This is a genomic window from Paenibacillus sp. N119s (assembly GCF_059447605.1).
On sequence record NZ_JCAJRU010000130.1, the window covers coordinates 1 to 14,541 of the forward strand.

The 14,541-nt window shown below is 48.2% G+C and carries 10 protein-coding genes and 1 pseudogene; 1 reads left to right on the top strand and 10 read right to left on the bottom strand.

What is annotated here, in order from left to right:
* The 9 genes from AC5V8P_RS15365 to AC5V8P_RS15405 all read right to left on the bottom strand — a co-directional run.
* On the bottom strand, positions 1-2,364 hold a 2,364-nt coding region (locus AC5V8P_RS15365; protein WP_495473712.1), incomplete at its 3' end, for a PBP1A family penicillin-binding protein.
* Positions 2,365-2,553: 189 nt separating this feature from the next.
* A complete protein-coding gene (gene hfq, locus AC5V8P_RS15370) occupies positions 2,554-2,796 on the bottom strand; it encodes an RNA chaperone Hfq (RefSeq protein ID WP_013371546.1) in 243 nt (80 codons plus the stop codon).
* Between the two features lie 20 nt (positions 2,797-2,816).
* Positions 2,817-3,797, bottom strand: a complete 981-nt coding sequence (gene miaA, locus AC5V8P_RS15375) for a tRNA (adenosine(37)-N6)-dimethylallyltransferase MiaA (protein ID WP_064796486.1) — start codon at positions 3,795-3,797, stop codon at positions 2,817-2,819.
* Positions 3,781-4,632 (bottom strand): class I SAM-dependent methyltransferase, encoded by an 852-nt coding sequence (locus tag AC5V8P_RS15380; protein ID WP_064796485.1) that lies wholly within the window; start codon positions 4,630-4,632, stop codon positions 3,781-3,783. The genes miaA and AC5V8P_RS15380 overlap by 17 nt, the downstream gene beginning before the upstream one ends.
* A gap of 12 nt (positions 4,633-4,644) precedes the next feature.
* Entirely contained in the window at positions 4,645-6,810 is a 2,166-nt protein-coding gene (gene mutL, locus AC5V8P_RS15385) for a DNA mismatch repair endonuclease MutL (RefSeq protein ID WP_064796484.1), read from the bottom strand.
* 69 nt (positions 6,811-6,879) lie between these two features.
* Entirely contained in the window at positions 6,880-9,699 is a 2,820-nt protein-coding gene (mutS, locus tag AC5V8P_RS15390; protein ID WP_064796483.1) for a DNA mismatch repair protein MutS, read from the bottom strand.
* Between the two features lie 110 nt (positions 9,700-9,809).
* Positions 9,810-11,045 (bottom strand): putative amidoligase domain-containing protein, encoded by a 1,236-nt coding sequence (locus AC5V8P_RS15395; protein ID WP_064796482.1) that lies wholly within the window; start codon positions 11,043-11,045, stop codon positions 9,810-9,812.
* A gap of 125 nt (positions 11,046-11,170) precedes the next feature.
* Positions 11,171-11,728 (bottom strand): outer spore coat protein CotE, encoded by a 558-nt coding sequence (locus AC5V8P_RS15400; protein WP_063213380.1) that lies wholly within the window; start codon positions 11,726-11,728, stop codon positions 11,171-11,173.
* Between the two features lie 124 nt (positions 11,729-11,852).
* On the bottom strand, positions 11,853-12,749 hold the full coding sequence (locus AC5V8P_RS15405) for a LysR family transcriptional regulator (protein ID WP_064796481.1): 897 nt from the start codon (positions 12,747-12,749) through the stop codon (positions 11,853-11,855).
* 115 nt (positions 12,750-12,864) lie between these two features.
* Between AC5V8P_RS15405 and AC5V8P_RS15410 the strand changes: the two genes are divergently transcribed.
* Positions 12,865-14,181 carry an amino acid permease gene (locus AC5V8P_RS15410; RefSeq protein ID WP_064796480.1) on the top strand — a complete coding sequence of 439 codons (1,317 nt, stop codon included), beginning with the start codon at positions 12,865-12,867 and terminating at the stop codon, positions 14,179-14,181.
* Positions 14,182-14,202: 21 nt separating this feature from the next.
* On the opposite strand, the pseudogene AC5V8P_RS15415 reads toward AC5V8P_RS15410, so the two are convergent.
* Positions 14,203-14,541 (bottom strand): annotated as a pseudogene (locus tag AC5V8P_RS15415) (aromatic acid exporter family protein); the annotation flags it as partial.

Below are 14,541 nucleotides of genomic sequence, written 5' to 3' on the forward strand. Positions count from 1 at the left end.
AGACGTATTCCCCTGGTCTGTACCGTTCTGACCGTCTATATTCTCACCATTATCCGGTAGTGTTCCGTCCTGATTAGGATCGTTTCCTGTCTGTGGATCTACCGGAGTCGTCTCTGCCGGAATTTCTACACTAATTGTATTGGAAGCTGCAGATTCTTTACCATCTGCTCCATAAGCTACGACATAGTATTGATACGTTTTTCCAGCTACGGGAGACGTATCTTCCCCACTCGTGCCTCTCATTGCCTCCATAATCGTCCTAAAGCTTCCTTCAGAAGACTCTTTACGATAAACGCGGTATTGTACATTATCTCCCTCGGCTGCATTCCAGGATAACGATACGATTTGGGTATCCTGACTATAAGACCCGCTCAGTCCACTTGGAGCAGTGGCCTGAACCGTCTCAACTGGCTTCTCCTCAACCGGTGGTTCATATCCCTTCGGCTCGCTAAATTGCGTTACCGGGTGCCCCTTGAGAGCTTCACCCATGACTCTTCCGAAAAAGGCTGCCGACTGTCCGCTGTAGTTTCTCAACATATGCCTGCTGTCCGGCTTGTCATACCCCATCCATACCGCTCCGGTATATTCTGGCGTATATCCAACAAACCAAATGTCACGGTTGCCACTGTTGCCGCTGATTCCGCTTTGGGTCGTACCCGTTTTACCCGCTACAGGCCAGTCAATACGTGCTTTGCGACCTGTACCGCTATTGACTACATTTTGCATCATCTGTGTCATTTCATAGGCCGTTTTTTCACTCATAACTGATTTGGATTCCTCATTATGAGTATAAACCACTTGATCATCACTATTGTTAATTTGCTTGATGGAGTAAGCTTTTTGGAATTGTCCTTTATTGGCAAAAGCGCTATAGGCCTGAGCCATTTCAAGGGTATTAGTTCCTCTGCTCAATCCCCCCAAGGCGATAGCAAGCGAGTGATCATTTTTGTCCATCGGTATGCCCAGGTTTTCCGCAAATTGAACTCCTTTTTCCACACCAATTTGGTTCAACAACCATACAGGTGGTATATTTTCAGACTTCGTAATGGCATCGATCATGCTGATGGACGAAGAGTACCCATGCAAGTTTTTCGGACTGTATCCGTTAAAGCTCTGACGTTCGTTACTCAAAGGAGTATCTATCGTAAATTTACCGGATTCCAGAGCTGGTGCATAGGCTACAATCGGCTTAAAGGCCGAACCTGGCTGTCTGCGGCTCTGTGTCGCACGATTGAAAGTTCCCTTTTTGTAGTCCCGTCCAGGTGCCATCGCAGCAATCCCGCCTGTTTGGTTGTTAATGATAACCATCGAGGCTTGGACAGGCTGATCGTCAGGACTTTTCTCGAACATGTCATCATCTGCCATCGCTTGATCCAGCGCATTTTGAGCCTGAGCATCCATTGTCGTATGAATTTTATAACCGCCAATAATCAGGTCATTGCCGCTGACTCCTGGCAGTGCATCCTCTGCCTCATCCATAACATATTCTATGAAATTTTGATATTTTTGCACTTTTTCTGGTTGTTTGTAATCATAATTTACTGCCCTGGCCTCTTCCATCTCCTGTTTTCCAATCATCCCCTGCTCAAACATCAGCTGGAGAACCACAGCACGCCGGGCCTTTGAATTTTCCGGGTTACTGATCGGATTATACTTGGATGGCCCTTTCGGGATAGCTGCCAGTGTAGCAATTTGCCACAATTTTAATTGTTTTAAGTCTGACACGCCAAAATAGCCTTCCGACGCTGCCTTAATACCGGAATACGAGCGTCCAAACCAAATCCGATTCAGATATAGCGTAATAATTTGATCTTTATTCAAATTTCGCTCCAGCGCCATTGCGATGGATACCTCTGTCGCTTTACGGAAAAAGGTTTTGTCACGTGTCAAAAATAAGTTTTTGGCCAGCTGCTGCGTCAGCGTACTGCCGCCTTCCACAGCCGAGCGGGCTATGACGTCCTTTACAGCCGCCCGACCGATAGACCAAATATCGACACCCTGATGCTCATAAAAACGTTTATCTTCTGTTGCGACAAAAGCTTTTTTAAGCAAATCTGGTATTTCTTCACTTTTCACAGGATCACTTTTCTGCACAGACAGCTCACCCATGAGCACACCGTTGCGGTCATAAACCTTTGATGTCTCGTTCACTGTAATTTTGTCCTTGTTGGCTTTGTAGATTTTTTCGCCATTAACCATGACAAATAAATAGCCGCCAAGTGCGCAAAATATGGCTAATGCTGCTGTAATAAACAGCGTCCAGCCCACTCGCTTACCTGTTATTTTCTTTTTCTTGCCCTTCGGCTTCTCTTTAGATGTGTTTCTATTGCGATTGCCGGATCTGGACAATGAATCGTTTGGCATTCCCCTGACTCCCTTTCGCGAATAATCATAATGTCACCGAGCATAGGCTTAAAGCTGGCTGTCGGTACATGAAAGTAAACGGAATGAAAAGAACAACCCTGATCAGGTTGCTCCCGGTCACATTCCTATACAGTTAGACGAGACGGACGCCTGAAAAGTTTCATCATCTGGGCGGCCGTCGCGCCGTAATCAGTTATCGCTAGCGTTATCTTGTTGTACAAGCGACACATTGCGCTGCGGTGTAAAGGTGGAGATGGCATGCTTGTAGATCAGTTGCTGCTTCCCATCCGAATCGATAACAATTGTAAAATTGTCAAACGCCTTAATCGTTCCTCGCACCTGGAATCCATTGATGAGGTATACCGTTACAGGTATAGAATCCTTGCGCAATTGGTTCAGAAACGTATCTTGGATATTAATAGACTTGTTCATTTTAGCCGTACCCCCAATAATCATTTGGATTGTTTTGAAGTATATTCAAGGTCTGTCCGGAACTTTCCTGCTATAATTTCGTGTATTCGGGCAGCATGAGCAGAAAAATTTTCGAAATCAGTGACATCTACCCACTGGATATCCTTCATATGGCGAAACCACGAGAGCTGCCGCTTCGCAAAATGACGCGTATCCCGTTTTAGCCAAGTCACCGCCTCCTCCAAAGACACCTCTCCCCGCAGGTAGGAGGATATCTCTTTATAGCCTAGACCTTGCATGGAGATGGCATCGCTTCGCACTCCCCGTTCCATTAAGGAGGTTACCTCAGCAACAAGCCCTTGATCGAGCATCCCGTCAATTCGGTCTTCAATACGTTTATATAGCATTTGCCTATCCATTGTCAAACCCACGATGCAGAGTTGGTAGGGTGATTCCTTTTTTTGATTGGCAAGTTGAGAGCTAAGTGTTGTTCCGCTAACATGGTAAATCTCCAGCGCTCTCACGACTCGACGACGATCATTAGGATGCAAACGAAGTGCACTTTCGGGATCAACTGCCTGTAGTCGCGCATGAAGTGCGTCAGCTCCAAACTGATCGGCATAGTCAAGTTGTTCCTGGCGAAAAGCTTCATCAGCTCCTACCTCGGAAAACTTATATTCATAGCACACGGATTCTACATATAAACCCGTTCCACCTACGATAAAAGGCAGCTTTCCTCTAGATTGAATATCAGGTATGAGACGACGACAGTCTTCCTGAAATTGGGCTACTGAATATGGGTATTCAGGCTCATGAATATCAATTAAATGGTGCTTAATTCCTTTCATTTCCTGCTCGGAAATTTTGGCAGTTCCAATGTCCATGTGGCGGTATACCTGCATGGAATCCCCGGAAATAATTTCCGCGTCAAAATGTCGAGCCATCTCGATGCTTAGTTTCGTCTTGCCAACCGCAGTCGGGCCCACAAGAACAAGTAGTTTAGGCTTAGATGCCACTGTCAATATCTATCACTCCGTACACTGTTTTCGTTGTGCCTCGTTGTTCCGCACGGAAGCCGAGACGGGCAAACTCACCGCTACCCCTTTTTTCTTTTAATACAATTGTTTTTCGTGCAACCCTTTTCGCTTGTAAAATACTCTCTTCCTCCAACGCATCTGGATTAGCCAAACCTCTTAAGGGACCGATTGCACTGGAATCGAGCAACGGATCACGGAACATCGGATCAAAATAAATAATATCTACACTGCGGTTCGGCAAGCTGCGCAAATGGTCCAGATGATGACCAAAATGAACGTCAATGTTGGAAAAAGCGTTATCTACTTCAGCGTTACCGGAACGATAATGCCTCATTCCATCCTTGATTAGTGCATAGACGGGGAATGAACTCTCCACAGCTGTAACTTGTCCAGAGCTTCCCGTTCCAATGGAAAATAAAAGAGAATCCGTACCGAGTCCTGCGGTGCAGTCCAGCACGGTATCCCCTGGGACAAGTCGGGCAGCCGTCAACATGGGATCTGGCTCGCCCTTTAACACCCTTTTGGCTCGAATAAAGCCCATGCTTGGATGAAAAACCATCGGTGCTTGTTCCAGACCAATCAGTCTCACTCCGTTCTGCACCAGCACCAGAGCCTGACGGACTTTGTGAGCCGCGATTAGCTTAGCTACGGATATGCCACGACGTGGGGCGTAAAGCACCCCAAGCTCGGCTGCAAGCAGCTTCGCACGCTCCACCACCTCGGCCGAGGGAGAGTCTCCTGTCGTGACCAGTAATTCAGCTTGCTTCTCATGAAGCACCATCTGCTTGTCTTCTTTACGGTTTTCCCAATCCTGCAACATATTTATACTCCCTTACATTACTCTTTTAAACAGTTTCTCCAAATCATATGTGGAAAAGGAAACAACGATGGGCCGCCCGTGGGGGCAGGTATAGGGCTGTTTACAGGCTGCCAAACGCTCTAGCAGCACGGCAGCCTGTCGTTCAGTCAGCTTCTGATTGGCTTTAATCGAAGCCCGGCAGGAGCACATAATTGAGGCTGCTTCCCGCAGTTTAGCCAGATCAATAGCTTTTTCCTCCAGTACCCATCCGGCCATTTCTTCAATGACATCTGCTTCTTCCCCTTTGGGCAGCCAGTACGGATATGAACTGACACGGAAGGTTTGCCCGCCAAAATGCTCCAAGTACACCCCCGCCTGTTCAAACCAGTGCAGCCTTGCTTTCAATTTTTCTGTCTCGGAAGGCGTAAATTCCAATGTAATTGGCAGTAGTAACTCCTGTGATACTGATTCAGGATTACCAAATTTTTCGTAATAAAATTCGTAATTGACCCGCTCATGCGCGGCATGCTGATCAATTAAATACAAGCCCTGGTCGTTCTGCGCAATCAGATAGGTCCCATGGTGCTGACCGATTAAACTCAGTTCAGGAAACGTGGGCAACTCGGGGGCTGCTCCCGACAATGCTGTCAACTGCTCTGTATTTGGATGCTCCTGGCCCGGTTCCTGATTCGTGAAATTAGTAGTGTTGTCTGCAATTGGTGAATTAGAAGAACGGTAAGCAGCAGTAGCAGTCGTTTCCTGTATCCCTTGGCTGTACAAAGAAGAGGCACCTTTCTCTGCATGATCTCCTGTGGACGTCCGTGTAGTCGTACCATCAGGAAGTGACACGCCTTCTCTAACATCACTTCCATTGTTGTCTTCCACAAAATCTGCATCAAGTTCATCATCACTGATACTTGGATTAGTGAATTGGTTTGCTTGTCCAATGACTGAATGGCTCTCTTTATTCGGATGTTGCTTACGCTCCTCAATAATCCTCTTACTTTCTTCCTCATTGCTCAAGTGATTAGGTTGAGGCGATTTTTGAACCTGCTGCGAAGCCATAGAAAGAGGTTGTGTTCTATTATGACTATCATTTGCAGAAGTATCTACTTCCGCACCGCTTCCTTTTGAGAAGTGAAACTGCTCCTGCACAAAGGAGCCGCTATCCTTGCCGCCAATTTCGCGCTTAACTGCCTTCGGAATCAGCACTTGCTGCCCTAGCACAGCTTTTACCGAATCTTCAACCAGTTGAAACAGTTCAGCTTCTTTGCTGAACCTCACCTCCAGCTTGGCTGGATGAACGTTAACATCTACCAAAGAAGGATGCATGTCCAGTTGGATCACAGCCAGCGGATAACGATTAATTGGCAACAAAGTGTGATACGCCTTGAGCAGTGCCTGATTAAGCCCAAAGCTTCGGACAAATCGTCCATTCACTACCGTCGAGATTGCATTTCGATTCGACCTGGTCCACTCTGGACGGCTGACATAACCGCTAATGCGGTAATCAAGGCTCTCTCCTTCCAGCACCAACATCGATTTTGCCGCAGAAGTTCCATAAATAGCAGCGATCACCTGGAGCAAATCACCATTTCCCAGCGTTTGCAGCAATGTATTGCCATTATGCCGCAATGTGAAGGCCACTTCCGGGTGCGAGAGTGCCATCCGGTATAAAACATCTGAAATGTGTCCCAACTCCGTCTGGATCGTTTTCATATATTTTAGCCGTGCAGGTGTATTATAAAACAGATCACGTACGGTAAAATCCGTCCCCTGCCTACCAGCAGCATCCTCGTGAAGCACCAGTTTACCGCCCTCAATCACCAATTTACGGGCACGGCCGTCATCTCCAGCCGCTGTGAGCAGCTCTACTTTTGATACAGCCGCTATACTTGGCAATGCCTCTCCCCGGAAGCCGAGACTTGTGATTTGGAACAGGTCACGGCCATGTCCGATTTTGCTTGTTGCATGCCGATAAAATGCCGTTTCTACGTCTTCAGGCTCAATCCCACTGCCATTATCCGTCACCCGAATACTTTGCAGGCCGCCTTCTTCTACCCATACGTCCACCCGTGTACTGCCAGCATCAATCGCATTTTCCACCAGTTCCTTTACGACAGAGGCTGGACGTTCCACGACCTCACCGGCAGCAATCTGGTTGGCAATATGCTCATCCAACACTCGAATTTTAGACATCCTGTTGACCTCCTCCTGACTTTAAAGTGTGATGAAAAATAAGCAAAAAAATAATTTAGTATATTTTAATTACAGACCATTGGCCTTGTTTTTTAATTCATTTAACAGCTGCATTGCCTGTAAGGGCGTCATGTTCATGACATCGGCATTTTTCACCTTCCGTAAAATTTGGCGCACGATCGGATTAGCTTCTGCCAGCTCTGGGTGTGGCTTGGAGAGAGCAATATCCTGCTCTCCGAAAATAGACAGCTGTACCACTTCAGATGCTGCTTGCTCCAGCTTGCTTGAGTCTTCCACACTCTGTAGCGTGTCTTCCTTGACCAAGGTGGCTTGCTGTGATCCAGACTGGGCCTTTGATGCAGTTTCTATATTTGCTGGCAATGCATGGTCTGCATGTTTGGCTGTCATTGGAGAAATCTCTTTTGTCCCTGAAACGAAACGGACATCTGTCCCTTCCTTCGCTCCTCCTGCTGTCTCAGTGCCTGCCGTTACTTGTGCCGCCGCCTGCTCAAACCCATACAACAGACCATTCGCCCGCTCAATAATGTTATTAGGCAAACCTGCAAGCCGGGCACAATAGATGCCATAGCTGCTACTAGCTGCACCCGGTATGAGCTTGCGCAGGAAATTCACCTTATCGCCGCTTTCCTGCACAGCCATAGAGTAATTTCGCAGTGAAGGCAAACCTTGCTCCAAATGGGCCAGCTCATGGAAATGGGTAGATACGAGCGCCTTACAGCCAATTGTATCATGCACAAATTCGATAACCGCTTGTGCAATGGCCATTCCTTCACTGGTAGACGTACCTCGTCCCAGCTCATCAATAATAATCAAACTGCGCGGAGTTGCCTTGTCTGTCATGACTTGAATATCTGCCATTTCGACCATAAATGTACTCTGCCCGCCGATGAGATCATCCGCAGCGCCAATCCGTGTGAAAATGCGGTCCAGCATCGGCACTTTAGCACGTGCAGCCGGGACAAAACAGCCAATTTGAGCCATAATTGCAATGAGTGCAACCTGACGCATATACGTACTTTTCCCAGCCATATTCGGGCCAGTGATGAGCAGAATATGCGCATCGGCTTCCTCCAACACTGTGTTGTTGGCGATAAAGCCGCCATCTTTCATAACAGCTTCCACAACAGGGTGCCGCCCTTGTTTCACCACAAAGTCATATCCTGTTGTCAGCTCAGGTTTTACAAACCCTCGTTCCGCGCTAACCGTCGCCAGCGACTGATACACGTCAATTTCAGCAACTTGCTCTGCCAGCTTTTGCAGGCGAGGAATTTCAGCGTTCAGTTTACTGCGAAGCTCGGAGAAAAGCGTGTACTCCAGATCAACCATTTTATCCTCAGCTTCCAGAATTAGCGATTCCTTTTCCTTCAATTCTGGTGTGATATACCGTTCAGCATTCGCCAACGTCTGTTTGCGTTCATATCGACCTTCCGGTAATGAAGCCAAATTGGATTTGGTCACCTCAATGTAGTAACCAAATACTTTGTTGTATCCGATCTTGAGCGACCGAATGCCGGTTGCCACACGCTCCTTGGCCTCCAGCTCAGCGATCCAACGTTTACCGTTCACACTCGCCTCACGCAGTTCGTCCAGATGCTGATGATAGCCTTCCTTAATAAGTCCTCCATCTCTTACAGAAATCGGAGGTTCATCGGCGACTGCTTCTTCAATCAATGTACACAGGTCTGTACAGCTGTCCAATGTTTGGGCAATCCGTCTCAGTGTGTTCGACGGAGAATCAGCGCACAGCTCGCGTAAAGACGGAATTTGGGCCAGAGACAGCTTGAGGGCGATCAAATCGCGTGCATTAGCACTACCAAAAGCGATCCGTCCTACCAAACGCTCCAGGTCGTAAATCTCTTTAAGCTGAGCACGTACGTCCTCACGGAAAATAAACTGGTGGTATAGCTTGTCTACTGCTTCTAACCGCTCCTCAATTAAATTGTTGTTCAACAGCGGCTTGTCGATCCAACGCCGCAACAAACGTGCGCCCATGGATGTCTCTGTCCGATCCAGCAACCACAGCAGCGAGCCTTTTTTGGAGCGTTCACGTACCGTCTCCACCAGTTCCAGATTCCGGCGGGTAAATGGATCCAGAATCATAAAATGATTGGGCTCATAGACTGAAATTTGGGTCAGTTGGCCTAGCGATCTTTTTTGCGTTTCATTTAAATAGGAAATCAAGCGCGATACGCACCGTCTGCGTTCCTCCGTAAGCCTTGCCCACGTGGCTTCACCGAATTGATCCCGTACCAGATCATCCTTCGATTTGTCCCAGGCCGTATATACAACACGCCGTCCAACGGGAGACATACGGGAGGTCACGAAATCGAGCAAATGGGCATCCCCCAACATTTCGGACGGCTCATAAATGTTAATTTCATCTAATAGCCATTCTTTCGAATCAGGTACGGAAGTCACATAGAGTTCACCTGTCGACAAGTCACACGCCGCCAGTGCCAGCATCCCATCCGTCTCTGTGACACATACCATGTAGTTGTTGGATTTGTCACCCAGCACCTTGCCTTCCATTACCGTACCCGGGGTCACAACACGGACAATATCCCGTCGCACCATCCCCTTGGTGGCAGAGGGCTCCTCCATTTGCTCACAGATGGCCACCTTATAACCCTTCTCAATGAGGCGTTGTATGTAATTTTCTGCTGAATGATAAGGCACGCCGCACATCGGAATTTTCTCCGCGACGCCACCCTCGCGACCAGTCAGTGTAATTTCCAGCTCCTTGGATGCAAGAATCGCATCATCAAAAAACATCTCGTAAAAATCGCCAAGACGAAAAAACAGAAATGCATCTTTAGCCTGCTCTTTTATGGATAAATATTGCTCAATCATCGGTGTATATTTAGACATACCTTTTCCTAACCCCCACACTTTGTTCCGTTTAAACTCACAATTACCTTTCATTATATCAAAAATGACAGTCGATAACATGAAACCATCTCGGGTGTTGACACTTGATTTTACGAAAGCTTCCAGTATCGGCGCAAATCCCGTGTTTCATCCCATTGTTTTCCTTTGCGAAGGCTGTCTAGCAACGGCGCTATATAAGCTTCATATTGAGAGTAGATCTCTAGTGAAACCAAATCTAAAATAAGTGGTTCCATATACTCTCTGAGCACCATCTGGTTTCCTTCATAAAAGGCTCTGTGAGCCTCTTCCGCCTCCAGTGGCCTACGCTGCAAACGTGAGTATTGGGAAGCGATTAGAAACGCCATTCCTATCACACCCTTTGCCAACTGTGGTGAGATTAGAAAGCTGGGCAGGGTACGATATTCAAAGCCTCCGTACGACTGACGGCGAAAATCGCCCAAATTGCCATAACGCGGTCTGCGCCGAGCCGCGCGCTTGTCTTCCAGTAGCGCCAGAGGCAGCGCCAAATAGTTATCTAATGCCCTAAGTAAGGCACCATTTAGCGGAACCCCGCTGAAATGCAGATGTCCGCCCAGGGGAAAACCCGGTTGCGGCATTCCGCCCGCCTGCCAGATGAGCGTGTGGTCATCTATCCGCCGAGCTGCTATCGCAAAAGCTTGGCGCAGGTGCCTTAGCAGACGGGCCGGATCTTCACTTGGTGCAGGACGAAGCTCAGCAACTGGATACAGCGTTCGTCCTCGGCGAGTAACGGCATCGCAGCCAGCTACGCCTAATCGGTCCAAATATCGAGAAGCCGGAACAATCCTACCCTCCGGCATACGAACCAGCACAAATTCAGGGTCCATTCCGATTAATAGTCGATTTCTCCCTTGTTCTGCTGAAAAAACTTCCCCCTCTACTTCCTCTTCACGAGCGGCAACTTCGTATAGCGTGGCCAAACGTCTATCATTTAGCCATGGCTGGGCCAAGACTTGACGAACCTGACAATTACGCTCTCCCAGCGGCGCGAGCACTACTTCACCACTATCCAAACCAAGTGTATATAGCGCTCGTACAGCCAGCCGCTCCATCCGGACATAGAGCGGTGATTGATGATCTAGTACAGACAGATCATATGCACTAACTTGGGCAGAACCTTCGAGGGCACGTCTACGGATTTCCAGCACCCGCAGTTGATGGATTTGCACCGCGTAGCCGATCGCAAAATCTGCAGTCCCACCATCCAGCCAACGAACCGATATACCTGAGCGTTCCAGTCTGCGCATTTTTCCATCATCCGTCATCTGCCTGAAGCGTCTGAGCGCCTGTCCCGGCTGCCGCATCATACTCCCCCTTACCGATCTATGTACGGATAAAAACGATCCAACACAACAAAAAAGGAGGGCCTTTGCCCCCTGCGCAATATCAGCCGGCGCAAAGAGTAAAGTGGCCCTCTTTTTGGTCACTCCTGTCAGAGCTCGTCGTCAATGAGGTCGGGGTCGAGCTCCTCATAGTCCCCCTCTTCCGCTCCAAAATCAAAGTCCTTGTCAAAATCTTCACTGCTGCCATTCGGAAATACCTCTACAACAATCTTCGTTTCCGCCACCAGCTCCACCGCAAATTCCCGCTCGACCCGGATCATTACGCTGCCACCTCCAGAAGACACACTGGCCTCGACGCAGCTTGGCTCCTGTGTAGCTTCGGCAGATACTTCCACTGTAGACGCCCGGTGCTTCGGATCAAGATACGAGAGCGGCACATTTTCTACGTACGACACCGTTTCCTTAGCCACATCGGTCTGCGAGTTTTTATCGTATGAGTACCAAATATTGATATCATACGTCCCGATGACCTCAATGCCGTCCCCAGCCGCCACTGCTTCATACTGGTGATTAATAATCCACGCCCCCAAAATACTGGTCGGATTATTCGGCGGAGTTACGGTATGGGTTACGGTAGAGAATCTGCGACCTTTACCACAGATCGCTTTGGTAATAATCTCTCTACGATTTTTATGACTTAATGCCATTCTTGAACCTCCTCCATACAATCAATCATTCCATACATATGTATGCAGGTTGTGGGCGAATGTTGAGTGAATAGGCGAAAAGGAAAAAATATTTTGTATAAGCATATGCCGCAATGGCTTGAACTCATGCACGCCAATGTGTTACATGCTGCTCAACGATCTGTAAAAATTCGCTGAGAGCTGGCGATTTCCACTTTTTTGTGTGATAAGCGACCTGAGTAGCCACCTGCTGTTCACTGTCATCCCAGGCTAGGCGCGCCATTTTCCCTTCTCGCAGTTCATTTTGTACCGTAACTAGCGGAAGCAGCGCAATTCCCAGTCCAGCCATGACACATTGCTTGATAGCTTCAATGCTCCAAAATTCCAGACTAGGATCTGCGAAAATACCATGTTTGTTCAAATACTGCTCAAAAAGGATACGGTACGTACAGCCAGCCTCCGTATGCAAAATGGTTTCGTCCTTCAAGTCGGCAGGCTCTACCTGTGTATAGGCAACCAGCGAATGCTTCAGTGGGGCAACGAGCGCCATTGGTTCATGAATAAGCGTGGTGATAATCAGTTCCCTATCCTCCGTCTCAGGCTGAAGCAAAAAAGCCAAATCCAGTTCACCAGTACGAATCAAATCGCGTAATTCCCAGCATTCACCGGGTTTAAGGATAATTTTGACCTTTGGGTAGCGCTCCCTGTACTCACGGATCAAACCCGGCAGACGAAAAGCAGCCAGTGACTCTGGCGCTCCTATTTTTAGCGTCCCTGCTAATTCGGTTTCTGAACGAAGCGCATCCTTAGCCATAGCATGCATCTTGGAAATTTCCTGCGCATAGGGCAGCAGACGCCGTCCGGCATCAGTCAGCATAATTTTCTTGCCAATGCGATCAAACAGCGGCGTACCCAATTCTGTCTCCAGGGTTTGAATTTGAGCAGTGATACTCGACTGTGCATAATCCAGTATACGCGCTGCTCGCGTGAAACTGCCTGCCTCAACCACATTTAAAAAGGTAAACAAATGCCGCGACTCCATAATCTGCTCCTTCGATCGTTTTTTCCGATGCAAGTAATCGTTATATTCCGTTTTTCCGATAGATTGATTATCTGATAAGCTGGAGAAAATAACAAGAGAAAGAAGGCTTTACTGCATGACGAATGAAAATAAACTTCAGTCCACTATTGGTCTTCCACAGGCCATTGCGCTCTATATCGGAGCTGTCCTGGGTTCGGGGATACTGATTGTGCCTGGCCTTGCTGCCCAAATGACAGGACCAGCATCATTGCTGGCATGGGGATTCATGACCCTGCTCATTCTGCCAATGGCGCTTTCCATGGGGCTTCTATCGGCCAAATTCCCGAACGCGGGTGGGGTATCGCATTTTGTAACATTGGCCTTTTCCCCACGTGCCGGTGCTTATATCGGATGGTTTTTTCTCATGTCGGTTCCGATTGGCGCCCCTGTTGCCGCACTTACCGGAGCCGGCTATATGACCGCAGCCATGGGCTGGGGAGAGGAAAGCCGCATCATGTTGGCCGCTGCTATGCTGGCAGTGGGCCTGATCATTAACTGGATTGGCATGAAGGTTGCCGGACGCATTCAGATTGCTGTCGTGATAGCCATCATTGCCGTCCTCGTATTCGCTATTGCCGCAGCACTCCCCCAAATGAAAACTGTTCACTTTACGCCGTTTGTTCCACATGGCTGGCTCGCTGTTGGCCAAGCGGCTGCGATTCTGTTCTGGTGCTTTATCGGTTGGGAGGCCGTGTCCCATATGTCAGAGGAATTTACCAATCCGCAGCGGTCTGCCGTTAGAGGTGTGACCATCGCAGCCGTCATTGTCGGATTGCTTTATTTCCTTACTGCGCTTGCTACAGTGGGCACACAAAGTTACCTTGCAGGGGGTTCGGATGCTTCGCTTATATGGGTAATTAGTCAGGCTATCGGGCCATGGGGTGCGATCATTGCTGGGTTGACGGGTATCTTTATTTGTACCGCTACGATTATTGCTTACGTAGGTGCCGCTTCACGTGTCGCTTATGCTTTATCTCGACAAGGACAGGCTTTTCGCTGGATGGGGATGTTATCCCAACGTTTCCATACACCCATCGGGGGCATTACTTTTCTTAGCATCTGCTTCGTGATCATTATGGCGTTGTACGGTAGTGGCGCTGTTTCACTCACCAACCTGATCCAGTTCCCGAACGCCACGTTCATTCTGACCTATCTAGGTGGTTGTGCAGCAGGGATTAAGCTCTTACGCGGGAGTCGTTGGGGAGTTTTCATTAGCTGGATTTCCTTCATCTCCACGGCAGTTGTCTTTCCTTTTGTCGGGTGGGCTATGCTTTACCCTTGCCTGATCACTGCTGTTTTATGGATTACAGATCGAATTCGGCATAAAAGAGCTTCTACTAATTCAGCTTCTGCTATCACCGAACAAGAAAAGGCTACTGTCCGTCACGGATAGTAGCCACTCAAGGTCTTTACTCTAATTTTTTACTGGAGTAGGGGCCTTGTCCTTTTTAGCGATTTTCAAATACTGGTGAAGCTCATGTGTAAGCTGTAACAATGCCGAACGGATCTCGAATTCCTCCCGTGTGGCAGGAAGCTCCATCGCTTTAAATTCTTCACGGACCTGTTCCAGCAGCTTCTCAGTCTGCCCCGTATAATGTCCTGCCAGTACGTCGTTGCTAAGCTGATCGAACAGTTCGGCCAGAAGCTTGGCCTGCGGCATGTGCTGATACATTTGTGAGATCAACTGCATCATGTTTTGAATCGAATCCAGCTGTTCTTTGCGCATATAAAAATACACATTCCAGCTCTCTTG